Origin of the sequence: Neobacillus vireti, from assembly GCF_036962345.1 — a bacterium.
GTDB lineage: Bacteria > Bacillota > Bacilli > Bacillales > Cytobacillaceae > Neobacillus > Neobacillus vireti_A.
The window spans coordinates 251,717-277,793 of record NZ_JBALNB010000012.1 but is presented as its reverse complement, the minus strand read 5'-3'; the positions used below and the strand labels follow the sequence as shown (position 1 = coordinate 277,793).

The following is a 26,077-nucleotide window of genomic DNA, read 5'->3' as shown; positions in this document are numbered from 1 at the left end:
AACAAGCTGCGTCTAATCTTTATACTACAGGAATACTGCTTTCCTTCTTGCTATGCTTTGCTCGTAACGACTTGCTAATTTCCACTTGTGAAGTCTCGTTTGTGGAAAATGGCTTTAAGTGAACAGCAAATTGGAACTCTTTATTCACTAAACGATATGGTTCCGTCACATCTGGCCCGCAGCTGGCAGATCCAAGACCATGCTGCTGATGGTCCAGATTAAACGTAATAAAATCCTGCTTTTTCAAATCATACGTATGCTGTGCCTGATCTAGGTTTTCCGTTGTATAATAGTGAGCACTGAAATCAAGTGTTGGCTCACCTGCAGCGACAAAACCCATACCGCTGGTGTTCGTTAACGATACCCAGCGAACTTCATGGCGATTACCATTTTCCTGCGGATAAATGTATGGAGTATACAGCTCTTCTACTTTTTTAGCGTAAACGCCAACTCGATTGGCTTGCCTGCTGTCGCTGTAGGCTTCACCAGGTCCTTGTCCATACCAAGATACATCATCCAAATAAACTGGCAGCTTCATTTGTAAACCAAGACGCGGGAAGGTACTTGGTCCATTTCCTTCTGGACAGCCTTTTACATTGATGGATAATTCGCCATTACGATAAATCGTATACGTGTAGGTGACAGTAATTCCCCAGAATAAAATTGGTGGAGCAATCCGAACGTTTGCAGTAATTACAAGCTTATCGCCCGCCTCTTGCTGCCACTTGACACCATCGACACGATGCTGAAGCCAATGTAAGCCATATTGCTTCCATTCAGCCGCTGAACGGTGATCATTGTCAATTAGCGCGCGCCATAATTGAAGTTTCGGTCCTTCCTCCAAAAGATCAATCCCTTGATAAGACCACTTAGCGAGTGTTCCATAAACGAGATCAAACTCTACTCGGAACTCTTCTCCCTGTACCAGCAGCTTATTATTCTTCTCTTGACATGTCAGCGGTTGATAGAATGACGGAATCTCCTTTCTTCCAACACTGCTTGTAACAGGCAATTCAAACTGCGCCCAAGCAATTTCATGCCCCGTTTTTGCCCATAGCGCATCAGCGGCTAGGGTAAATTGAAGGTTTAACCAATAATCCGTATCTGGCTTTATGGTTTCAGGAAGCTTGAACGGAATATCCAATGTCACTGTTTCACCTGGTGCAGCAGCCGGAGCTGGCAGCATGCCTTTATCAACAACCCTGCCATCTGCCTCGACCGACCATGACAGGTTCAGATGACGTAAAGAAATAAAATCATAGCGGTTCGTGATGCTTACCTTCCCCGCTGCCAAATCCACGGCCTCTATATGAACCGGTTCAATCACTTTTTTATACTCAATTAACCCTGGTGACGGTTCTCGATCAGGCATTACCAGCCCATCAATGACAAAATTATAATCATTCGGGGTATCACCGAAATCGCCGCCGTAAGCAAAGTATTCTTCGCCCTCTTCGGTAAATTGACGGATTCCATGATCACACCATTCCCAGACAAAACCGCCCTGTAAACGTTTGTATTGGTAAAAGAGGTCCCAATACTCCTTAATTCCGCCAGGGCCATTCCCCATCGCATGAATATATTCACAAAGAATATGCGGTTTGCTTAGATCTGTTCTTTTCCCCAGCTGTTCCATAATATCAATGGAGGTGTACATCGTAGTATGTACATCGGAAGCTTGTGGGTCCCTTTTTGGGTTATCCTCATCTTTTTCCATAATGCTCCTTGTTTCACCTTCATAATGAACCAGGCGAGTTGGATCATTTTCTTTCATCCATTTGGCCATCGCATCATGGTTACATCCATAACCAGACTCATTTCCTAAAGACCACATGACGATTGATGGATGATTTTTATCGCGTGCGACCATTCGCTTTGCTCGATCTAAATAAGCTTCTTCCCACACGGGATCATCACTTAACTGCTCGCGATTGCCGGCACGTTCAAAGCCATGGGTTTCTAAGTCGGCTTCATCGATAACATAAAGACCATAAACATCACAGAGGTCATAGAATCTTGGATCATTTGGATAATGAGCAGTCCTAACGGCATTGATATTATGCTGTTTCATCAGGATGACATCCTTCTCCATTGCATCGAGCGGCACCGCCCGTCCTAGATCTGGATGAGAGTCATGGCGGTTGACACCCTTGAATTTAATGGCTTCACCATTTATGAGGAAAACACCATCCTTTAATTCTATCGAACGGAATCCGGTTTTATTCGGAATCACCTCGATCGTATTTCCAGCAACGTCCTTTAAGGTAATCAATAAATGGTACAAATACGGATGTTCCGCTGACCATTTTTCAGGATTTTCTACCGGAATGTCGATGTTTACATGAACCTGTTGCTCGTTCGGCAGAAATACCTGCTTTGAGTTTACTGCAACCAAGTTTCCTTCTTGATCAAGCAAGCGGTAGTCAAGCTGATAATTTTCCAATGCTTGATAGGTGCCATTCTCAATCATCGTGTCAATGGAAAGAGTGGCATTTTTATACTGATCATCCAGGTTGGTGGTGACGAAAAAGTCTTGAATATGAACCTTAGGTTTTGCTAGTAAATACACATCCCTAAAAATCCCGCTTAACCACCACATATCCTGATCCTCTAGATAGGTGCCATCTGACCATTGATAGACTCTAACGGCTAATGTATTTTCGCCTTCATGAATATAAGCAGAGATATCAAATTCAGACGGAATCCGGCTACCCTGGCTATATCCGACTTCCACGCCATTGATCCACAAATGGAAAGCACTGTCCACGCCTTCGAAACGTAGGATGATTTTTTGTGTCAGCCATTCAGTTGGGATGTAAAAACTTCTTCGGTACGATCCAGTTGGGTTTTCTGTCGGTACATACGGCGGATTCACCGGAAACGGGTACTGAACATTGGTATAATGCGGCTTTCCATACCCATTCATCTGCCAATGAGAAGGAACAACGAGCTCATCCCATTCACTCACATCAAAATCATCTTGATAAAAATGCTCGGGAGCGAGGGCTGGACTTTCAGCATAATGAAACTTCCAGCTTCCATTTAACAATTTAAATCCTTGGGAATTTCCTCTTTCATATGTTAAAGCAGAATGGTCGTCGGGAAACGATAGAAAGTACGCCCGTTCAGGCAATCTTCCTTTTTGCAGAACTGAAATGTTTTCCCAATCATTTCTCTTAATCATTCAAAATACCTCCAAAAAGTTTCTTTTTTTGAATTGTGATATTTTCTTTCACAACCCCATTGAAAACCCTTACAACTACTCCTCCAAAGAATAGCATCATATTTCGATAGATTTATTGGATTTTCAGCTCTTATTAAAATATTTCTATTATTCACTAAAAAAGTCTTATTCTTTTTTGTTATCGATAATATTATTTTAAATTTTTTATCAATTCAAAACCCTATTAAGAATAATAGAACTCTGGCGAGTTCTAACATGAACGTATCCGCCACGTCATCGTTACGCTTCAATTAAAGCCTGTCGGGCAAGTAATAAAGAGCCTGTAATTCCTGCATTATCACCCAAACTAGGACTTACAATATAATTCTCTAGTCCAGGTAAGGTAACGTAATCATTCAATAACTCTTTCAAATTTTTGTAGATAGAATCGTATACTTGCTTTTGATGCATAACACCGCCGCCGAGGATAATCTTCTTTGGTGAGAGGATGAGTACATATTGCATAAGAGCCTGGGCAAGATAATAGCCTTCCATTTCCCAAACTTCCTTTCGGTCAACAAGGTCGACACCCTTAGTTCCCCAGCGCTCTTCAATTGCTGGGCCAGCTGCCAGACCTTCTAAACAATCACTGTGGTAAGGACATTTTCCTTGATATTGATCTTCTGGATGACGTCTTACCAGAATATGCCCCATTTCAGGATGAGACAGTCCTTGAAGCAGCTGCCCCTGAACAAGCGCTCCTGCTCCAATTCCTGTTCCAACCGTTATATACAAGCAGCTATCCAGCCCCTTGGCCGCTCCTAAAGCAGCCTCACCAAGAGCAGCTGCATTTACATCCGTATTAAAACCAACAGGAACTTCAAAAGTATCCTTAATGGTTTGTACAAATGGATAATCTCTCCAGCCTGGTTTTGGTGTAGAAGTGATAAATCCATAAGTAGGACTATCGCGATTTACATTAATCGGACCAAAGGATCCAATTCCAATCGCATTGACAGGATATTGCTTAAAAAACTCGATTACTTTTGGTATGGTTTCCTGAGGAATAGTAGTAGGAATCTGTTCACGTGCAAAGATTTCTCCTGCTTCATTCCCCACGGCACAAACAAACTTTGTACCACCAGCTTCAATTGCTCCTAACATTTTTGATAACCTCCCTTCAAAAACTGTAACAATGCCCCAATTAAGTTTGCCTCATTATCAAATTGGCAAGCTCCGACTGCGATGTTTAATGTTTTTCAACGGCTTTATGTTTCAGTTCATGATAATAAAGTGGGCTTCCTTTAACCGCTTTCCCTGTAAGACTTAACACAAATTCGCTGAACATCGTGTTTGCCCATGCAAACCAATCCCTCGTAAATTCTTCGGGAGAATCAGCATTAAATCCTTCGTGCATAAATTTAGTACCGCCGTCTGTATTTTTAAAATATGACAGGATCTTTTGCTGCTCCGTTGCATCAGTTGTTGTCATACCTTGGATCGCAAGGGCAATATGCCAAATGTAATGATCAGGGGTATGCGGACTGCCGATTCCCTTCGCATATTTCCCTTCATAATAATACGGATTATCCCTGCTTAAAAGGAATGAACGAGTATTTACATACGTCGAATCATCAAATGGGAGATATCCTAAATATGGCGCCGCCAAGAGGCTTGGAACATTGGCGTCATCCATTAAATTGACCCGCCCTTCGCCATCTGTTTCATAGACATACATATCACCGTAAATTGGGTGGTCAAACCTCGCATATTGTTCAACCCCTTTTTGAATCTCATCACGGAGCTTTACGCATTCCTCTTTTAATGATGTATTGTGAAGAACTTCCTCGCATATTTCTGCTGCATAACCTAAAACGACAACCGCAAACATATTTGCAGGTACGAGGTAGCCATAGGTGCAGGCATCGTCACTCGGACGGAATGCACTCCATGTCATTCCCGTTGGTACAACACGACCTCCTTTACCATCGCGGATTAACGTATCGGACTGACGGCAATCAGAACGCTCGAAGCGATAAGGAGATAGTTTTTCATGATCCTGCTCAGTCCGCCAAACTCGGATAATCGTTTCAATGACATTTTGGAATGTTTCATCAAAATGGGAGTTACGTCCTGTCGATTTCCAGAATAAATAAGCTAACTGAACAGGATAGCAAAGAGAGTCAATCTCGTATTTCCGCTCCCAAATATGTGGTGTCATCTCCGTAAGGTCGGTTTGATATCCGCGGCCATTTGCACTTTCATTGAAGGCATTGGCATAAGGATCATGTAAGATAAAAGCAAATTGCTGACGAATAACCCCTTCCAGTAAATCAGCGATTTCTTCATCCTCTTCGGCTGCAAGCAAATAAGGTCTTACCTGTGCTGCTGAGTCTCGTAACCACATCGCTGGAATGTCACCCGTAATCACGAACGTTTTTCCATCTTCTTGTTTTTTCAATGTTGTTTCATACGTATTAACAAAGCATTGTTCGAACATTTGCTGCAGTTTTTCGTCATTAGGAAAGAATTCTTTTACATGATTAATTAGCTTGATTAAAGATTGCGGGATTGTAACTGTCATTTTTTTCACTCCAATCACTATTTTTGAAATCCAAGTGTAATAATTTCGTGACCGTCTACCTCATATCGCTCCTGTGATTCTTCCATTTTTTCCTCAAGAATCGTACTTTTATAGGATGTGTGATTCATAGGAATCGAAGCCTTCAGGACCTCGCCTTTTCCAGACGGATTAAACCAGCGGATCATCACATCATCCTGCTCCTCTGCAACCTTCATCGACGACCATACAAGTCCTCCCTGCTCCAAAGTAACAAACTGATGGGCAGTTGGCAGCGTTCCTCCATGACAGTCGGTTTGTACTGTATAGAGAGGAACTTTATATTGATACGCCGGGGCGAAGGCCTTTGACGTAATAACATCCTTTTCATGAGGCAAAACAAGCCATTCTGCAGTCTGGTTTCCTAAGCATTGCGCTTCCGGAGTCGGGAAGTATCCCCAGTCCCCAAGTTCAGCAACCGAACGGAGTACCGTTATTGCGATTGTTCCGTCCTCTGGCAAAATTTCATATTCCTGCAGACCATCGGTTGCAACAGTCAGCCCCGCCTTTTCATCTGCTAAGCTGGCAAATCGCTGCAGATGGTGACAAAAACTAGGATTCTTCCATTCCTTTTCCGGTGTATTTGGACGATTCACAATTTCAAAAACACTGTCTGCTTGATGAGTTCCTGTTTTTAACCCCGTTGGGAAAAGGACACGGAGCCGGTGATCCGTTGCTTGATTGTCAATATTAAGCTTGAAGGCTGGTCCCTTCATACCTTTTTCAAGCGTAACGATGGTCTTTAGAGAAATCGTGATTGTTTCACTTGATCTGCCCGCTTGTCTGTTCGTATACCAAATCATTTTATGGCGTTCGATGGCTAAACGGTCGTCCGCGGAAACCGGAATCTTTAACCTATGCTCAAACTCTAGAACGGTTCGCAGTGCACTTCTTTCCACGAATGTAAATTCCGCTGGAACACCTTTTGTCGTGATTGTCGCAAGCCCAGCTGCTTCCTTGAACATATATTCGTTGCCAATATCCCCTGTATCCTCGTAAATTCCGAGACCTTGGAAGGTTTGACCCGATTCCTTAGAAGTCAAATCATAAGTACCATCCTCATGAAACAATAGATGGACAAATTCATTTCCCATTTCAACAGCTTCAGCCTGAGACTGCACATTTGGCTGTTCTGACGCCTGCTCATCAGGAACGAAATAGAAGGTCTTATATCCGAAGGCAGGAATATCTTCCGCATAGAATGATAGAATCGCTCTTTTCGCATAAAAAGGCTGGCGGAATTTATCATTTGGTAAATCGTAACCAAATTCTACCTTCGTGCTCTCGAGCTGAAATTCGCAAACTTTCCCTTGATCATCGATTAGCTTGTATCCAGGCAGTTCTTTTTCTTCTAAATAGGTTGGAATTTTGCCTAAAGGCATTTCTGAAAAATATACTTTTTCAAGATCAACCATTTTCGTGACAACCTCGTTTTTGTTCCATCCTGTTGTATTCATAACGATAAGCGGAATTCCTCCATCCGGAGTCTTAGAGGTATCAACCGCAGCTGCAAGCTCTGCTGCTTGTTCTTTTACAAATACTTCACCCATATGAATGACACTTTCAAAGCGTGTCACCATTTCACGATGAACCTCATCGACACTGCAGCCACAGATACTGTCATGCGGATGATTTTTCATCAGTGATTTCCACATAAACCGAATATATTCCCGCGGATACGTACCCTTTGATAAGAAGCCAAATGCCGCAAGCGGTTCTGCAATTTTTTCCAATAATGTTTGACAGCGATGATTCCATTGCTTTAAGTAAATACGTGCTGACGCCGTATTAACGAGAGTGGACCAGCCGTCCGTCCGCTGATTCCGTAATTCTCCCTCAATGACCTGCAGCTTATCAGGCAGATTCTGTTTTAGTGCTTCTGTATATTCGTCAAAGCTGGAATGTTTAAAGTTGTAATCTGGATAAAGGGCAGCGGCTTTTTCGATTGCCGCTGGAATTGTTTTTTGCAGCGGCTGGTGATCACAGCCATTCATGAATAACAATTGATTGGTAGATGCATATTTTTCAGCATCTTGAAGCTTTCGATCCCAGAACGCTTTCGCCTCCTCATCATCAACAGGAATTTCATTGCCGTTTGAATACCAATTGGCAAATAATATTCCTAATACACTTGATCCATCCGGCGATTTCCAGATCATTTCGGAAAATGGTGATTCAAATCCGGGGGAGTCTGAAACTGTATTATTAAAGCCCGTCGGTTTGACTCCTCTTCCGAAGGCCGCTGTATCAATACCCGCTTGCTTTAAAAGCTGTGGCGCCTGTCCGTATATACCAAAAGTATCGGGGAAATAACCAATTTTTGAAGCATGCCCATAGGCTTTTGTTTCATTCAGGCCAATGAGTAAGTTCCGGACGTTGGCTTCAGAGCTGGTTAAAAAAGCATCCTGCAATACATACCACGGTCCAATAAAGAGCTTTTTCTCTTCGATTAATTGTTTAATGATGTCACGTTTTTCCGGGTGAACCGCGAAATAATCCTCTAGAAGAACGGTTTGGCCATCTAGATGAAAGGTTTGAAATGCATTTCCTTCCTTTTCAAACTGATTAATCAGTTCATTCATAAGCTTAATAAAGTAATAGCGATGTTTTTCAAAAGGCAAATACCACTCTCTGTCCCAATGTGAATGGGAGATAATATGGGCAGTCTTCTTCACGACACTCCCCCTCCTCTATTTATTCAGTAATAGTCCCAAGGAAACTTAGAAAAAACGAAAAGCGAAAATGGTATAGTCAATCCATCCATTTTCGCTTTTCATCAAACAACTTGCTGTATTACTGTAATTACTTTTCCCTATTATTTAAATCTACTAATAAAGGAAATGGCTTCGCTGATATCATGAAGTGGATTGGTTCCTACTTCTCGTTCAATGGTTAAGTATCCTTGATAACCGATTTCTTGTAGAGCAGCGAAATAGCTTGGGAAGTTAACCTTCCCTTCACCTAACGGAAGCTCGCGGAAATATTCTCCTTCGGTCACCATCTTCGCAATTTGTTCATGGTCCACTCCGCCGCCATAACCAAGTGCACCATAAACATCACGAGGGTCTACCGGTTTATTACGGACTCCATCCTTCACATGAGTATGAACGATGTAATCCTTCAAAAGCTTAACTCCTTCAACAGGATCGTCTCCGGTTACCATGACCATATTCGCCGGATCAAAATTGACGGAAACACCATTTGTGCTAAGAGTATCCAAGAATGTCTTCAGCCTTAAAGAAGTTTCCGGGCCTGTTTCAATCGCAAAATAAGCATTTAAGCTTTTTGCGTATACCCCTAATTCCTCACATGCCTTTTGCATCGACTCATACACACGAGTGGCAGGATCATCAGGAATAATCCCAATATGAGTTGTAACAATATCCGTTCCTAATTCAACGGCTAAATCTAGGATTCTCTTTGATTTTTCAATTTTTTGCGGATTCATTTCTGAATCCTGAAATCCATGCCCCCCGAGATCACCGCAAAGAGCAGAGATTTCTAACCCTAATGAAGAGATGTAATCCTTTAATTCCTTTCGAGCACCAGAAGTTAAATTTTCCGGAGCCATTTCTCCATCCACGGCATAAATTTGAACGCCATCTGCACCCATCTCCTTAGCTGTCTTTAAACCTTCACGAAGCGGCAAGCGGAGGCTGTCCACAATAATTCCGATTTTATTTGACAGTTTCATAAACTTTCACCTCATCCCAAAGTCTTTTTACATTTTCCATTCCGATCTTCGTCCCAACCTGACAATCTTCCATGCCTTCAAATTCGACCGTAAGATAGCCGTCATATCCGGATCCCTTTACAAGCTTGACGAGTTCACGAATATTTAAATCTCCATGTCCAACAATCGCGCCGCGCATGTAATTGCCATTTACCGTACGGAACCATTCCCCGCCACCTGGATTTTCATAATAAGGACGAATATAAAAATCCTTAAAATGAACGGTAGCAGCATAGCCAATATTTTTCTTAACGCCAACAAGCGGATCTTCATCAGCACAGAGGAAATTGCCGACATCCACTGTACTTTTAAAATTAGCTCGGTTAACGGCGTGGATAACCCGCTGCACCCGGTCGCTCGATTGCACATTGAATCCGTGGTTTTCAATTGTTGTCGTGATGCCAAATTGGGCGGCATAATCAGCAAGCAATTGACTGCCTCGCACCATTTGTTCAAAATGCTTTTCAAAATGATGAATTGTCATTTCATCTGGTTCAAGACGAAACGCAGTAACGTCATGACGCATAATTTTGATTCCCATCCGATTTACGATGTCTATATGCTGCTTAAGTCGCTCCACTTCCGCATAAAACGCTTCCTCTGTTGGCTGAATGAAATTAGCTGGCAAAGAATACGCAGATAGTTCGATTCCGACTGCTTTTGCTTTTTCCCTGATTTGGTTGGCCAATTCTGGCTGATCGACAACCGTGAAGCCATAAGGTACTAGCTCTAGGTGCTCGCCGCCGTTATCGGCTACCCACTGTACAACACCTAAAATATCCAGCTTCCCGGCATTAATATCCTTCAAAAGACTATAAGAACTGATTCCAACTTTCATTTTAAAACACTCCTTTTACCTGCATATTTTCTATCTTCACTTCATCCTCACGGTATGTACCAATAATTTCTCCCGTTTTGGCTGCAGCGAATAAAACACTTCTTTCCGATTCTAGTAAAAATTCATATGTTTGGTCTGTTTCAGGGTCAGTTATTTTTACCTTTGTATCTACCCCGAACTCAGAAACAAAGATAAACAGATTTCCATTTTCAAAATCTAGTTTCCGGCCGTAAACACCTGGAGAATCCCCTTCATGCCAAATTAAATGCTTCGACACACCGGCACGATTTAAACTATATTGATATAATCCGTAAATCGACTCATTCCGTTCATTTAATTCAACTGGAAGCGGAGACCAGATAATTTTTCCTTTTCCAAAGTCATACTCCTTCACTTCTAAAATACCTGCTTCGGAGATTTCCTTGACGACTTCCGCAATCCGTTTATCACCAAATGAAAAAGGAAGTGTTTTGTGATCAACGACTAGCATTTCTTCACGAAGGACATTGACAAGTTGGGTCGGACCCGCTATTTCTTTCATCCGATCACTTTCGTTCCAGTATTCATCAAGACTCATAGGACCCGTAAAAAGCAGGGTGACATCGCAAGTTTTCACAAAATCCAGTATTTCCTTTAAAGTCTCCGAACGGAAATTATGTGGACTCGGAACCATGATTACCTTTGGAGGTTCTTCCGCTAAGCTCGATACATCATACTCACTTAATGCCCGGAATGGCTGGTTAAGCTCATAAGCTAGTACCCTCGTTAATTTCGTTGTCGCATCAAAGGCAAATCTACGATTGGAAAAGTCATTGGAATATGGGAAAATCACAACAATCTCTTCCAGCTTCCGATTTTCAAATAAATATCCCACTTTATTAATAAAGCGGCCAAAATCATAGGAAACATTGGCTTCTGGCTTTTCAGTCCCATCAGCACGAAGCGCCCCAATATTCGATTCATTAATATTATTCATGAAATAATTGGTATTCCAGAGCCATTGAACCGCACCCGCACTCCCTGAAGCAAAGGCATAGGCATACTTTCTTTCGAGAATATTGCGGAGCTCCTCCTCGGAACGCTTTGCTTGGTTATTCGGTTTTTCCACATACATAATTCCGGTTTCCGAAATCAAATTTGGTTTATCAATCGTCTTGGCAAAGATGCCATCCCAAAGTAAATTGTCCATTGACCACCAGGTGTGATTTGTCGTGTAATCGACGGCTTTGCCATAAAAAAATGGTGAAGGACGCTGCGCCATTAATGCTTCATCCTGTCCGACAGTGACTAGTTGATCCTTTGCCAGTTTCTTGATTGTCCCGGAAAGCCTGCCAATCCACTCATTATGCTTATCCATCGTATACAACGTGTAATCTAACCATTTCAATCCTCTTTTGCCCGCAGCCATATCTTGAATATGGGTATTAATTTCCCTGGTCTGCGGCGGCATTACGTGATCGAATGACGGCAGTTCATTCGGTGTCAGATTCCAGCGTTCTTGAAGCTTAGCAATTTCACCATGTCTTGCCTTTAACCATTCCCGATACTCACTCGCATCGAAGCGGTCTTGAAGCGTCCTTGGTCCAGCAAACGTTTGATTCGGGTCAAATAAAGACGGTTCATTGATTAAATCCCACTGAACATTCGTTGTTGTCTGGTGCCTCGTAACAATTGCTGTGATGAATCGCTTTTGTGCCTCGACACTTCTTGGATCAAGATAAGGGTTTTTCCCTTCCCATTCCTCCGGTGTAAACGAGAAAAAGTTAAAGGTTAATTCGATGTCATGTTGTTTAGCCGTTAGAATAAAGGCATCGATGGCTCTTAAAATACTCTCTTCCATATGGCCGTCAACAAACATCATGTTGCGCCACGCTGTCCAAATCCCCGTCCTGACATAATTGATGCCTGCTGCTTTCATCGCAGCAAAATCTTTATTCCAGACATTTGGATTTGGCAAGAACAGAAAATACCGGGCGACATCGGAAGTCATATATGTCATACCTACCACCGGGAAAGGCTGATTATTTTTCAAAAAGTAATCTCTGCCGCAGACAAGCGGCTCTCCGCTTTCTAGCAGTTCTTGATCCCTAAACCAAAAACCTTGATGAAGAACCCTTTCTTCACCTAAATCACTAGTTAATCGGCAGGTAAGTTCATAATAGCCAGGATCAAATTCCTTCTTATTTAAATAGACCTTCTGAATATGAAGCTCTTTTGTAATCGCTACCAATAAGGATTGTTTCTCGAGTATGTTACCGTCTTTCGTTAGGGTAAGCTCTAAACTCCAATTCAAATGCTCTTTTAGCAGGGACTGAGCTTGAAAAGTAATAATTGGGACCTCATGGTGCTCATACGAGGCATAATTGGTTTTCAACCAAAGTTCTATCACGCCGCTTGCAGCATAATCAGCCAAATTCATTAAGAAACGGCAGCCCTTATCATTCCAGAACTCACTTGATACGAACTGGTTAATAAAAACCCATCTTCCTCCGGTAAACACACCCTTATAGTTTTCGATTAAAACCGCCGGGGCACATACCTCCCGTCCGCTCTTGGATACGCCCTTCAATAAAGGAAATATTCGCGCATCTATCGGGCCAACTGATCCCATTTCATGTTCAATCGACGAAGACTTCGTTGGATGAAGTATAAAATTGGCTGTATCCTGAACGGTAAATAGATCCTCATAATCTTTAAAAATCGGAAAATCGTTATGATGAATCAACTTCTCGATTGGCTTTCGATCAACTTTTAATACTTCATGGATATTTAGCTCAGCATGGTAAGCGGTTTGCTCCCGCTCCGGAATCCATTCACCGTTTACTTGATTACATGGCTTTCTGAAAGGGGCACCGCCTATTCCAACAAACCCTTTCCCCTCTTTTAAATAAGCAGTCAAAGACCCCCATGCGTTTTTTGGGAAATAGGAACCGTGTAAATGAATAAAGCAGTCTATTTTAGTCTGAAAAGCATTCTTTAACTCAGCCGCATTGATGACAGAAGCATGTTCTTTTAGTTTCTTTATCATTTCTTTCGTTGGCCTTTGACCATCAAAAGGGAAGGTTTCGTCATAAAAAATCACAACATTTGAGACCAAGATTCAAACTCCTTTTTATTGCAGGATATGTATTTTTTGCATCCAATGTTGGATCGTACAAAGAGAAGGAAAAAGATTCATTTTCGGCTTTTTCCCTCTTTGCTCCTTTTTTATTAAGGGGAATTATTATTTTTGTTTAAACGGTTACATTGGATGGTTCAAAAGAGATTTCCTTACCTGTTTCACTTGATTCATAGATACCGCATAATATTTTCATTAATTCCACGCCGTCTTCCACTGGGCTGATCGTTTGTCCTTCACCTTGGCAGCACGTAACAAAATGGTTAATTTCATTTTGGAATGCTTGGTTGAAATCAAAGGACAGCGAATCAATTTGTGGCTGGGCATTTAATATCGTATTATTTTTTTCTGTTATAATAACGAGTTCAGGTTCAATTTCTGCTCCGCCTTTATCGCCAAAGATCTTAATGGATGTTTCATCCTTCTTAAGGTGAAGGGTAAAGCTGACGTCAATCATTAAGGAAGCACCATTTTCAAAACGGATCAGGGCATTGGCGAGGTCTTCTACTTTATTGATGCTTGGATCATAATCCGCTGCTTGATAGAAAGATAGGTTTTCAATATTTGCCCGGTTTCCAAGCTTCGAATAAGTGTTTCCGCTAATGGATTTTACTTTTGGTTTCCCCATTAAATACCAGCACAAATCAATGATGTGTACACCGATATCGATAAGCGGCCCGCCGCCCGATCTTTCCTTGTCAGCAAACCATCCGCCAGGGTTTCCTAAACGTCTCAAAATTGAAGCTTTTGCATAATAAATTTCACCAAGGTCCCCAGAATCAATAAAGGATTTTAAAACCTTTGTATTGGTTCCAAATCGGCGGACAAAGCCTACCTGAAGAACTTTTCCACTTTTCTTTACCGCTTCCTCTACCCTTAGCGCTTCCTCTACCGTTTTACATAATGGTTTTTCCACTAATACATGTTTGCCTGCATTCAAAGCAGCAATCGCAATTTCCGCATGAGAATTATTCCATGTACAGATACTCACTGCATCAATTTGAGGGTTCTTCAGTAAGTCTTCATAGTTTGTATAAATGACTTCGGCATTGTATTTTTTCTTTTTTTCCTCTGCCCTTTCTTCATTCAAATCACAAATGGCATGGATTTCAACCTGTTCATTTTTTGCATAGGACTGAAAATGCATATCTGAAATCGAACCTGCCCCGATTACACCAATTTTTAATTTACCCATCCTTTTCATCCTCCTAATCAATCAATCTATTAATTCAAGTTCAATAACGGTATCCATTTCATCCGGCAGCTGTGCTCCTGATAAATGAATAAAAGCACCATTTTCAATATCTGAATACTGCTCCGCCATCCACGGAACCTCCACCTTCAGTTCACTTCCGTCAGCAAGGAGTCTGGCTTTTTTAATCCTGCCTTTTAATCCTTGAAAATAAATGGGACCAATCCCACGGTCAAATACATGGGCATATAAATAGTTCCCTTTTCGGGTATACCTTCCCCACTCTGGCTTCGGTAAATCAGCAGCGTTACATCCATAAATGCTTTCCCCATTCTGCCTCATCCACTTTCCGACCACCTGTAAAATTTCCAAAGAGTGTTCAGGAATCTCCCCTTTGGCATTCGGACCGACATTTAGCAATAGATTACCGCCCTTACTGACACACTCGACCAATGTGCGAATTACTTGTTTCGGAGATTTGTAATTCAAATCCTTCGCATGATAACCCCAATGATCATTCAAGGTGATACAGGCTTCCCAGGGAATCGGCTTATGATCCAGATTGACGATCCCGCCAACAGGGATAATTTGTTCAGGAGAGTAAAAATCCCCCGCATAGATTTCAGGCTGGGCTAACTTAATATTGCCGCCCAAACGGTTATCTATCAGAATTTCCGGCTGCAACTCCCGTATCATTTCCATAAGCTTGGTTGCTTCCCATTTTTCCCCTGTCATATCATCATAGGAAAAGTCGAACCATAAAATATCAATTTTCCCATAGTTCGTTAATAATTCTTTAACCTGTCCATGGAAATAGGCAAGATATCTTGAAAAATCTACTTCTTCCTCTTTATATTCCTCATTGTCACGCATCGGATGATAGCGGTCCCCGTACTTAGGGAAATGCGGATGATGCCAGTCAATAATGGAATAATATAGCCCTACTTTTATTCCTTCCGCTCGAAATGCCTCAATATATTCCTTAACTAAGTCACGGCCGGCTGGTGTATTGGTTGTCTTGTATTCAGTTAATTGACTATCAAACAGACAGAAACCATCATGGTGCTTGGCGGTTAACACAGCATATTTCTGTCCTGCTGCTTTAGCTGCTTTAGCCCATTCACGCGGATTATAGTAGGTAGGATTAAATTCCTCAAAAAAATGTTGATATTCCTCAATGGTTAACCGTTCATTGGTACGGAGCCATTCTCCTCTCGCCGGAATCGAATACAGCCCCCAATGAATAAACAAACCAAAACGATCCTCCATGAACCACTTTACTCGTTCTTCCCTTGCGTTCATTGTTAACACCACCGTTTTTTTGAAATGGGCATTATGAATCTTTTATAATGCCTGAAACCTAGTTTTTCTTTCGATTTGGGGCACTATGAACCTTTTATAGTGACCGAAACCTAGTTTTTTTCGATTTGGGGCACTATGAACCTTTTATAGTGACCAAAACCTTGCTTTTCTTTCGATTTGGGGCACTATGAACCTTCCATAGTGACCGAAACCTAGGTTTTCACTCGATTTGGGGCACTATGAACCTTTTATAGTGACCGAAACCTAGGTTTTCACTCGATTTGGGTCACTATGATCCTTCCATAGTGACCGAAACCAAGTTTTTCTTTTGATTTGGGTCACTATGAACCTTTCATAGTGACCGAAACCCTAACTTTATCCCGATTTGGGGCACTATGAATCTAAAATCTGATTTAAACTGCTTCCCAAATGGTTTTCACATTGTCTAAGCTAATTTTTGCGGCTTTTTTGCATTCTTCCATTCCTTCGAATTCGATAGAAATATAGCCGTCATAGCCCGATTGTTTGATAACCTTTAAGACTTCAGGCAGATTGATATCCCCGTGCCCTGTGATCGCCCCTCTTAAATACTTGCCGGTGCTTGATGGGAACCAGCCTTCTCCCAGGCCAAGCGAAGACGATCTTTGATAAAAATCTTTCACATGAACCATGGATGCGTATGAGATATTTTTCTTTACTGCCGCTACTGGGTCTTCGTCAACGCAAAGGAAATTCCCAGTATCTAAAGTGGTCTTAAAGTTTTCCTTATCGACCGCATGAATCAGACGCTGCACCCGATCACTTGCTTGAACATAGTAACCATGATTCTCCACGCTTGTCACAATATCAAATTGTGCAGCATAATCAGCAATGACTCTGCAAGCTTCGGTCATTTTTGGCAGATCTTTTTCAAAATCACGAATCGAGATTTCGTTTGGCGCCTTCCACGCGACATCATGTCTCATCAGCTTTACACCAAGGCGATGAGCGATATCGACTTCCTTTTTTACCCGCTCAATTTCTTTTTCAAAATTGTCGGTCAGGAAGTTTGCTCCGATGGCATAGTTAGAAATTTCAATTCCCACTTCTTCCGCTTTTTGACGGACTGAATCTGCCAATGACAAATCATCAGTCAAACTAAAACCAATCGGTACAATTTCCACATGCTCTCCGCCATGGTCAGCGACCCATTGAACGACATCTAATATACTCATTTCTTTCGAATTGATTGCGCCTTGTAAGCTGTACGAACTGATACCAAGTTTCATTTCATTTAACCTCCCAAATTTTCTTAAATATTGGCTATGTTAAATAAGGCTGTTGATTTACGCTCCCGAACCAGCAAAAGTAAAATAAGCGGAGACTTTCCGGCTAAATTCAAAATGGAGCCTGTTTCGGGGTAAATAAGGGGAGTTTTTCCGTCTATGCAAAGAAAAACCCTCCATTTTCACGTATATCGAGGCAATAGGCGGAATCTCTCCGTCTATTTAAGCCATTTTTAATCATAATTATTAAATAAGCGAAATTTCTCCGTCTATTAGATTCTTAGAATTAATAAAATCAACAATAACCTTTAACACAACTTAAAAATTTGTAATAGTAGAAACTTTCACCGGCAGTCCTGTTTCATATGACTGATTGGCTGCTAACGTTACGGCTAGTGTCTTTAAGCCTTCCTCGTAGGAGGATAAAATTAAATTCTGATCTCCTTTGATAATAGCCTCGATAAATAAGTCGTCTTGGACTCCATAGACATCCAACTCTGCCTTGAAGTTTAAAGGTGCAGCCCCTTTTTCGAGGATTGTCAAATTACCGCCATCGATAACAACCCGAAAATCTTCTCCCAATACTTCTATTCCTGTCCGATGGTCAAATTGAGCAAAGGTACTGTCGATATGGCCAACTGCTCCAGAGTCATACACGAAATTCATGGAGGTCACATCTGGGATATTAATATTGGGGACATCATTATGGACCTGCAGGCTCATATTGGCATAGACTTGTTCAATCTCGCCGCCTAAATATCTCGCTAAATCAACGATGTGTGTCGATTGCTCAACAAGCTGACCTCCGGATTTCTCCCATTCAATGTACCAAGGTGTCGGGACAAATGATGATAAATAATGGCCCCGGACCATGGCGGGTTTCTTATCCTTTAGGTATTCCTTCGCCTTCGCAACCGTTTCCCAGTAACGCAGGCAATATCCTGCCCCGTTGATAATTCCTGATTGTTTGATAACTTCTGCCTTTTTGGCAACCGTTTGATAGTCAAGGCCCAATGGTTTTTCCACCATTAAGTGAATACCTTTTTTTGCAGCTTTTTCTTCCATTTCCCCATGAGCAAATGGCGGTACAGAAATAAATAATGCATCTAACGCTTCTTTTTCAAGCATCTCATCCACATTTGTGTAAGCGATCCCTCCATATTGCTTTACTTTATCTAGTACCGTTTCTTCATGTATGTCACAAATCGCCGTCACCATGGCCATTTCATTTTTACTAACATGCTGCAGGTGGACATTAGCAATTCCACCAGCCCCTACAAATCCAACACGAACTTTACTCAAACGTCTTCCTCCTCGCCTGAACTAAAATGTTTTTCCTGCAATTTCTTTATAGTAATCCCTTTTTAGAATTACAAGATTTTCTCTAGCTTACTGCCTACTGTCATCGAAGGTAAATATGTAGGATTTGCCGCGGTTGTCTTATGCAATCAAGCGGACAGCAAGGCATTGTAGAATGATATGTAATTCTTGTACAGTATGTTGTTTCTTACATTAGAGCTTGAACTTCTCAAATTTAGTAGATTGGGACTGTAACAATGTCCTAATCCTGTTTCTCTGCAAATTATTTTTTATATTCCCTTGCATGCAATGGCCCGCCTTCTTTCATCACGGTCCATAATGGGTCAACGTCATATTCCATCGAAGACATCATTTCATCATGCCATTCGTTAAGGATATAAACTGCTTCCTTACATATATCGCGCCTTTCCTTGGCAAGATTTACTTGTTCATACGGATCTTCGGTTAAATTAAACAACATCTCTTTTGGGAAACCATTATATCCATCATGATACGAGCGGATATATAACCAATCACCAAATCGCACACTTCGCTGACAAACATGTGCACATTGTGATAGAACCAAATATTCTCTACCTGTAGGCCCGCCGTTTACAATACTGTCAGAATAGCTTTGTCCATCCCAGGATTCAACCTTTGGTGCTCCTAGTAAACTTGCAAGTGTAGGGGCAAGATCTAGATGATAGTGTAATCCCTCATCGACTGTACCCTTCAAGCCATTTGGCCAACGGATAATCATGGGAATACGACATGTTCCTTGGTCAGCGGTTCCATGCTCAGAGTAAATACCTAACTCACCCATATTTTCCCCATGATCAGCGCTAATCAGGATCGCCGTATCTTCCATCACACCTAATTCTTCTAACTTCCGCAGTACCTGTCCGACATGTTCATCCATATAGCGGATGGCACAATCATAGTTGTCAATAATCATTCGTAGATCATCGTAGGCTGCAATCTGCTTGCCATGTCGCGGCCATCTGTAATAATGTGTCTTTGCAAGCTCATTCATATGGTTAATACTGTGTTGATTCTCCTTCTGTTGGTGAAGCTTAAAGACATCTTCCGTTAACCATTCAGGCATCGGTTCATTGGCAAATGGATTGCCAAAATCCTCAGGTGTTCGATATGGTGTATGCGGATCCCAGAAATTCAAATGTAAAAACCAATTATCTGCTTCCCCATTATCCTCGAGCCATTTAAGTGCAACGGGGAGAACTTGTTCAGCGGATTCCCCGCCATTTCTGCCGATATTTAATACTTCATTAAAACCTGCATTGAACGTCCAGGCAGAATGTCTTTCAGCAAATGTGCTAATGGTAGCCGTTTTAAAACCAAGCTGACGCAGTGAGCCTGGAAGACTTTCTCTGGCTAATCGATCGCTAAAGCCGCGGCTTGGTCCTTCACGCCTCATATCAGCTGCAGTTCCGCCATGACCGACCACCCCATTATGAATACCAAATTTCCCTGACATTAAAGCTGAACGTGATGGTAAACAGGGCGCATCAGAACAATAATAATTGGAAAATATCACTCCATCCTTTGCAATCTCATCAATATTTGGCGAAGTATTTCGATGGTATCCATAGCAGCCTAAATGATCAGGACGCAGTGAGTCTAAATCTAAATAGAGAATTCTCATGAAATGCACAACCACCTTTTAGATTAATAATCTTTTCCTCTACATCACAGCAGGATGAAAAGGCATACAAAATGATATTTAATTATTCGGCATTCACAAATCGATCATAAGCGGTTTGATAAACTGCAACCAGTTGATCGACACCAAAATCCTTTAGTGTCTGAACATATAAACCCCAATTGGACAAAGGTTCTTCTCCGGTAATAAATTTCTCTTCCATTTGCTTTACATAATCATCTAAAACCGTAGAAATTCCCATCACCCGATCAAGCTCTTCTGGCTGCAAGAATAAATTCGGAAATGGGACCTGTCCGTTGGCCATAATTTTGGTTTTGGTTTCCCGATAATTGAACTCCGAAAATTCATTTTTAAACGATTTCGCAAAATAAGTCCGTGTCCATTGCGGTACAGCAATTCCATAATTCGGTGTTAACGTTCCACGATGATTCCTTGGCAGTCCGGAAATGTATTTTCGTATCGTTCTTTCTTTGTTTGCCCACTCCCAAACATCTCCCTCTTCTAAGGAATGCAGGAAGGCGGAACCTTCACTGGTATAGGAATAATCAATCCAGCGGATCGAGGCTTCAGGAGAAGGATTGACATTGGTAATCGCAAATTGGCCGCTTTTTTGACCACTGCTGATCGGAATCACAGGCTTCTCGATGTTTGCAGCTTTGACAGGCTGCATCATTGGATTTTCGGCACTATCATTCTTTCCTAAAAAAGCCCCCGGACCCCAGCCCGCATATAGACCAACTCGATTATCATTTCCTTTTGAAAACATTTGCTCATTCGACTGCGAAAATGTTTCATTGTCAAGCAGTCCCTCTGCCCATAATCGGTGCATATATTCTAAATAAGCTTTATACTCCGGCTGAATGGCACCATATTTGACTTGACCGTTATATACTCCATGGGCATTAGAAACAATACCAAAGAACCCCATAAACCATTGATTAATGTGCGACATTTCCAAAGCAGTAATTGGGATTTCATCTTTTTGCCCATTTTGATTGGGATCTTCATTTTTCATTCTTATTAATAATGCATACAATTCATCAGTAGTCTCGGGAAGTTTACTTACACCTAATGCACTTAAGAATGATCCGTTATACCAGAGCGGACTCTGACCCCATAGCAGTGATTGATCAACAGATGGCAAGGCATAGATATGACCATCTAAAGCAGTGATTGATTTTTTTACATCTGGAAGCAGCTCAAACATCTTTTGGATATTTGGTGCGTATTGTTCGATTAAATCTTCCAACGGGATTAATAAGCCTTGTTCACTATATTTCGTAATTTCACTATTGCTTAGTGATGATGCATAAAGAATATCTGGCAGCTCATTACTTGCAAAAAGGAGCTTTTTCCGAGTTTCGAAGCTTTCCAGCGGCGGAGTATGAAAGGTAAAATGAATATTCGTTTTCTTTTCCATTTCTTTGAAATACTTCATGTTTTCCCATTTGGACACCCCAATATTAGGAGCAAACATCGTAAGCGTTATCTTATCATTTACGATGGGAAATCCTTGTTTATTGATGTTAATCTGTCGCTTGGGACTTCCTTCACTTTGTTGATTTTGTTCTCGTTGATTTGTGCAGGCTGATAATACACTTATTAGTAGTAAAAGAATTAATAATACCAATAATCGTTTTTTCATTTCCTTCTCCTCTTTTAACGTTTATCGAATAAATGTAAACCCTTTCAATTCTTCCTGCAAAACATCCTTCCTCAAAGAATAGCATTTTTTTTAATAGATTTACCTTAATTACCAATATATATTAAAATATTCCTATTATTCACAAAAAAATTTTTATCATATCTTTCCATTAACTAATCATTTTTATTTATAATGATAGTATCTTAGTTTTAGAAGGGAAGGCGAATAATTGTTGTTCAAGGTTCCATCCAGATTGCAGCTGAAATACATACTCTCCTATATGTTAATTTTTCTTATTCCATTTTCTATAATGGCATTCATTTTTTACCAAAATTCCGTGAGCAGCTTAAGAGATGAAATTGAACTTTCTAACATCAATAATTTAAAAAACATTAAAACCCTCACGGATAACCGATTAAAAGAGCTGGAAAAGACTGCATCTCTCATATCATATAATCCTAAATTAGCACCATATATGATTGAGAAAAACGAATTTCAATCAGATGCGATTAAGCAACTGGAAAAGTATAAAGAAACCAGTTCGATTATCAGGGAATTATATCTTTTTTATCAAAATCATCAATTAGTGTATTCATCAAAGGGGTTAATGACAAAAGAGATTTTTCTCAAATATCGGTCTAGTTTCCAAAATCCCGATCAAGCTTTATTAGCAAATGAGATCATGAACGCCGACTTTCCACAAGTCTCTGCCAATCTTAAATTATTTTCCCATCAGCCAGTATTTTTGTATCCGCTTACCTCCGGATCAGGTAATTCTAATGGGACATTACTATTACAATTGGATGAGACGTTTTTTGAAGATATGCTTCGAAACAGCCTAGGCAGCTTTGAAGGAAATGTATTTATTCTTAACCAAAACAATGAAATGATTGAGACTTACGCAAATGGCAAAGACTCAAGCTTAGATAGTGCCGATATTGAAAAGATAGTAAAGAATCAATCAGGTATCAGTGAAATTAAGATTAATAATGTGAACTATTCAATTGCAACCGTTAAATCTGAAACGAGCAGCTGGTCTTTCGTTACGGTCATACCGACGGAACAGTTTTTTATCAAGGTCTCAGAGTTCAAAACATTTATTTTATTAGTGATTGCTTTCATTGTCATTGCTACTTCGATTATTTCAATCTATATTTCTTTTAGACAATATGGTCCGATTAAAAAACTGATCGATTTTGTCCAAGGAAAAGATACTGACTATCAAGCAACAAATAAGAACGAATTTGATAGTTTACAAAAATCAATTGAGAACGTCTTTATCAATCATGAGGTTTTACATGATAAATTTGCCAAACAGGAACCGTTAATCCGTGACCAATGTCTGATTATGCTTCTTCAAGGCCAGATGAAGGCGGTCGACCATGCAAAGGAATTATTTGAATCATTTCAGTTGAACTTTGATAACGGTTACTTTTTTGTCATGACGGCTTCATTGCCAAAATTACATTTAAGCGACATCCATTTGGAAGAATTAGAGTGTATGGCAAACCAGCTACTGACAGATACAAATGTTTATGAAGTAGAGTTAATCAACGATAATGTATTGGCTTTCATTGTTAAATCGAAAAATAATCATTTAGCTGATAAGCAGCAGTTTTTAGACAAATTTGAGCAAATGCTGTTGGAGCTAGAACCTTCTGCCATCATTGGGGTTGGAGAAACCTATAAAGGAAAGGAACAGATCAATCGATCCTTTATCGAGGCGTCAGCCGCCCATGAGAGTGGGAAGGTGACTGAAAAACAAGGTATTACCTCCTTCTCGGCCATGAAAGAATCCCAAGCATCTCTATGGCTGCCTAAGGAGCATCTGCTAAAATTATCACATAGCTATAAACAAGGAAATGCCGAAATTGCTAAAGAATCGACGAAATCTCTTTTTCAATGGTTAAAGCAGCATCATTCATCCATACTTTTATTCAGGCACATGAAATACGATATTATTAATACGATTTTGAAAACCGTTACCGAAGCAGACATTAATTTTAACCTTGAAAAAATCTATTATTTAACCGATATCGATTCGCTCGACCTACTAGAAGAAAAACTGGCCCAATTTACCGACGAAATCTGCATTGAAATAAATAAAAATAAAGAAAATCAAAAAAATGTACTTCAATCCAATATTTTTAAATATATCACTGAACATTTTAATCAATATGATTTAAGCTTGGAGAATCTCGCTAACGAATTTAATCTTTCCACTTCTTATTTGAGCCGCTTTATAAAAGAAGAAACGAATATCACCTTTTCTCAATATGTATGGGAGTTACGGCTAAATGAAGTGAAGAAACAATTAATTGAAACAAAGCTGCCAGTAAAGGATATTATTTCAGAGGTCGGCTATATCGATGTCCCGAATTTCACGAGAAAATTTAAAACGACCGTTGGAATCACACCAGGTGAATATCGAAAAGTTAAAACCGAAGCTTAATAAAACAGGAGGCTGTCCCAACGGAGACAGCCTTCTTCGTCTTCACTTTTTTTCATAGAATACAAGCTTATTCCCAAACGGGTCGCCTAAACGTAATTCTGCGTCGCCCCAATCAGCCATCTCAAGACCAGGTTTGGCATACTTGTAATCTTTCGAAATTAATGTTTTATGAAAATGTTCAATGCCTTCGACTTCGATTCTAAGCGTCGTTCCCGGGCTGGCATCACCAAAGTGTTCTGATAAATGTAAGATACAATTTCCTTTGGACACCTGACAATAGAGCGGGAAGTTTTCTCCATATCGATGCTCCCAGTCTATTGAAAACCCTAGAAAGTTCAAATAAAAATCTTTTGCAAACTCGACATCAAAAATGCGTAAAATCGGCGTTACACTTTTCATATGAATATTTGTTTTTTCCACTGAAATACCTCCATTATTCCATTTGAATCTTAGACAATAATTCAAAAACCCGGTTGAATTTGTCTTTTGCTATGACAAATTCTGTATGACCATCTTGGCTAATGGAATAAAAAAGCTCATCAAAATCCTGATAGCTCAACATGGTCACATCATTGTCCGCATAGGTGACGGACACGGTTAAGATGGAATCGCCAGTTGTTCTTTCCTCAATATTTGTATCCGCCTTTAGTTCTAATAGAGACAAGTACAAATCTTTAATGAGTTGTTTATCTGCTTTTCGGTTATTTACATAATACTGATTGATATCTTCAAGGTTCAAAGCATACCGCTTATCCTGGTGCTCAATTTCAATCTTTTTTATCTTATTGATAAACGCATAGACCGGGGCCTGAATCGCCAGCTTAGCAGGATCAAGACCGAAGATTTGATCAGGTTGTTCAATCTCCATTTCATATACATGATTAGAAGTGTTGAATTTCATAAAATAACGATTACTGCCCTCAGCAACCTCATCCCCGACAATAATCCGTTTTGCTTCGCCATCAATGGTTTGGATCCATACATCTAAGTTGGGCTGAGCGAAACCAAATTCCTTCTTTACCTCTGTTTCGGTAAGAGGAATGGCACCGTTCACAAATTCAATGAAAGCAGGAAACTCAGGAACTGAAATATCCAATTGCGGTTTCGTTTTAAACGGCTGCTCAATATAGTAATCACTAAAGTTTTTATCCTTCTTTTCCCCAAAGCGGGCAATCGTAAATTGCTGGCTTTTCGAGCTGTATTCCAGCTTCTCAATATTTACTAAACTAACTTGAAAGAATGTCTGTTGTGGGGATGTATCATTGGAAAAGCTGACGATTTGAGCTGCCTCGTTAGAAACAATATAAATCGTATCCTCCCCTGCTTTCTTAAAATAATATCCTTCCTTCGTTGCGGTTTCGTTTCCGATAAAAATCGTGATTTCTTTCTGGTCCTTCGTCAAAATTGTCACTTGGGTCTTGGCATCGTTTAAACCAAATTCAGCCAAAGCCCCGCTCTTGTTCTCGATGGTTCTTTTTATTTCTACTTTTGTAAGCCATTCCAGCATTTGATCTGCCTTGTTATCTAGTAAGCTTTCACCGTTTACAGCCCAAAGCAGCTCTTCTTTTTTCGTAAATTGAAACACACCATTAGCATTCTGAATCGCAAATTCAGTGATTGATTCAGGATTTGCAAGTTCAATTGTGGCCGGTTGTTTCGCCTCTACTAGCTTCGTATTATCATTGTTATTCGATAACAGGAGAAAGGCCGCACTTAATCCAAAACAAGCAGCAAGTAAAAATAGAATGGCAATTTTTCTTTTTTTCATC

Annotated in this window: 16 protein-coding genes; 1 reads left to right on the top strand and 15 read right to left on the bottom strand. The window is 40.6% G+C overall.

The annotated features are described in order from the left end of the window. Nucleotides 1–19: 19 nt before the first annotated feature. From ebgA to V7108_RS15730, 13 genes are all read right to left on the bottom strand, one after another. Nucleotides 20–3,184 (bottom strand): beta-galactosidase subunit alpha, encoded by a 3,165-nt coding sequence (ebgA, locus tag V7108_RS15790; RefSeq protein WP_335568796.1) that lies wholly within the window; start codon nt 3,182–3,184, stop codon nt 20–22. A gap of 279 nt (nt 3,185–3,463) precedes the next feature. After that, nucleotides 3,464–4,327, bottom strand: coding sequence for an ROK family protein (locus V7108_RS15785; RefSeq protein ID WP_335568795.1), 864 nt, complete (start codon nt 4,325–4,327; stop codon nt 3,464–3,466). An 85-nt stretch (nt 4,328–4,412) separates the two neighbouring features. Next, nucleotides 4,413–5,747 carry a glycoside hydrolase family 125 protein gene (locus V7108_RS15780; protein ID WP_335568794.1) on the bottom strand — a complete coding sequence of 445 codons (1,335 nt, stop codon included), beginning with the start codon at nt 5,745–5,747 and terminating at the stop codon, nt 4,413–4,415. Nucleotides 5,748–5,764: 17 nt separating this feature from the next. Further along, entirely contained in the window at nt 5,765–8,458 is a 2,694-nt protein-coding gene (locus V7108_RS15775) for an alpha-mannosidase (RefSeq protein ID WP_335568793.1), read from the bottom strand. Nucleotides 8,459–8,598: 140 nt separating this feature from the next. Further along, the gene (locus V7108_RS15770) at nt 8,599–9,477 is read right to left on the bottom strand and encodes a sugar phosphate isomerase/epimerase family protein (RefSeq protein ID WP_335568792.1); all 879 of its coding nucleotides are present in this window, start codon (nt 9,475–9,477) and stop codon (nt 8,599–8,601) included. After that, nucleotides 9,461–10,354: a sugar phosphate isomerase/epimerase family protein gene (locus V7108_RS15765; RefSeq protein WP_335568791.1), complete on the bottom strand. Its 894-nt coding sequence runs from the start codon at nt 10,352–10,354 to the stop codon at nt 9,461–9,463. The genes V7108_RS15770 and V7108_RS15765 overlap by 17 nt, the downstream gene beginning before the upstream one ends. Nucleotide 10,355: 1 nt before the next feature. Continuing rightward, nucleotides 10,356–13,451, bottom strand: a complete 3,096-nt coding sequence (locus tag V7108_RS15760; RefSeq protein ID WP_335568790.1) for a beta-galactosidase — start codon at nt 13,449–13,451, stop codon at nt 10,356–10,358. Between the two features lie 136 nt (nt 13,452–13,587). Further along, nucleotides 13,588–14,667: a Gfo/Idh/MocA family protein gene (locus tag V7108_RS15755; protein ID WP_335568789.1), complete on the bottom strand. Its 1,080-nt coding sequence runs from the start codon at nt 14,665–14,667 to the stop codon at nt 13,588–13,590. Between the two features lie 21 nt (nt 14,668–14,688). Next, nucleotides 14,689–15,966: an alpha-L-fucosidase gene (locus V7108_RS15750; protein WP_335568788.1), complete on the bottom strand. Its 1,278-nt coding sequence runs from the start codon at nt 15,964–15,966 to the stop codon at nt 14,689–14,691. A gap of 413 nt (nt 15,967–16,379) precedes the next feature. Then, nucleotides 16,380–17,234, bottom strand: coding sequence for a sugar phosphate isomerase/epimerase family protein (locus V7108_RS15745; RefSeq protein WP_335568787.1), 855 nt, complete (start codon nt 17,232–17,234; stop codon nt 16,380–16,382). 315 nt (nt 17,235–17,549) lie between these two features. Continuing rightward, a complete protein-coding gene (locus V7108_RS15740) occupies nt 17,550–18,533 on the bottom strand; it encodes a Gfo/Idh/MocA family protein (RefSeq protein WP_335568786.1) in 984 nt (327 codons plus the stop codon). Between the two features lie 280 nt (nt 18,534–18,813). Beyond that, the gene (locus tag V7108_RS15735) at nt 18,814–20,193 is read right to left on the bottom strand and encodes a sulfatase (protein ID WP_335568785.1); all 1,380 of its coding nucleotides are present in this window, start codon (nt 20,191–20,193) and stop codon (nt 18,814–18,816) included. 82 nt (nt 20,194–20,275) lie between these two features. After that, on the bottom strand, nt 20,276–21,856 hold the full coding sequence (locus V7108_RS15730) for an extracellular solute-binding protein (protein WP_335568784.1): 1,581 nt from the start codon (nt 21,854–21,856) through the stop codon (nt 20,276–20,278). 229 nt (nt 21,857–22,085) lie between these two features. On the opposite strand from V7108_RS15730, the gene V7108_RS15725 reads away from it, so the two are divergent. Beyond that, complete coding sequence (locus V7108_RS15725) at nt 22,086–24,308, top strand: AraC family transcriptional regulator (protein ID WP_335568783.1); 2,223 nt, start codon at nt 22,086–22,088, stop codon at nt 24,306–24,308. Nucleotides 24,309–24,350: 42 nt separating this feature from the next. Here V7108_RS15725 and V7108_RS15720 read toward each other — a convergent pair whose 3' ends face one another. Both V7108_RS15720 and V7108_RS15715 read right to left on the bottom strand, forming a co-directional pair. Next, on the bottom strand, nt 24,351–24,707 hold the full coding sequence (locus V7108_RS15720) for a glyoxalase superfamily protein (RefSeq protein WP_420489195.1): 357 nt from the start codon (nt 24,705–24,707) through the stop codon (nt 24,351–24,353). A 34-nt stretch (nt 24,708–24,741) separates the two neighbouring features. Beyond that, nucleotides 24,742–26,076 carry a DUF4340 domain-containing protein gene (locus V7108_RS15715; protein WP_335568781.1) on the bottom strand — a complete coding sequence of 445 codons (1,335 nt, stop codon included), beginning with the start codon at nt 26,074–26,076 and terminating at the stop codon, nt 24,742–24,744. Nucleotide 26,077 lies beyond the last annotated feature (1 nt).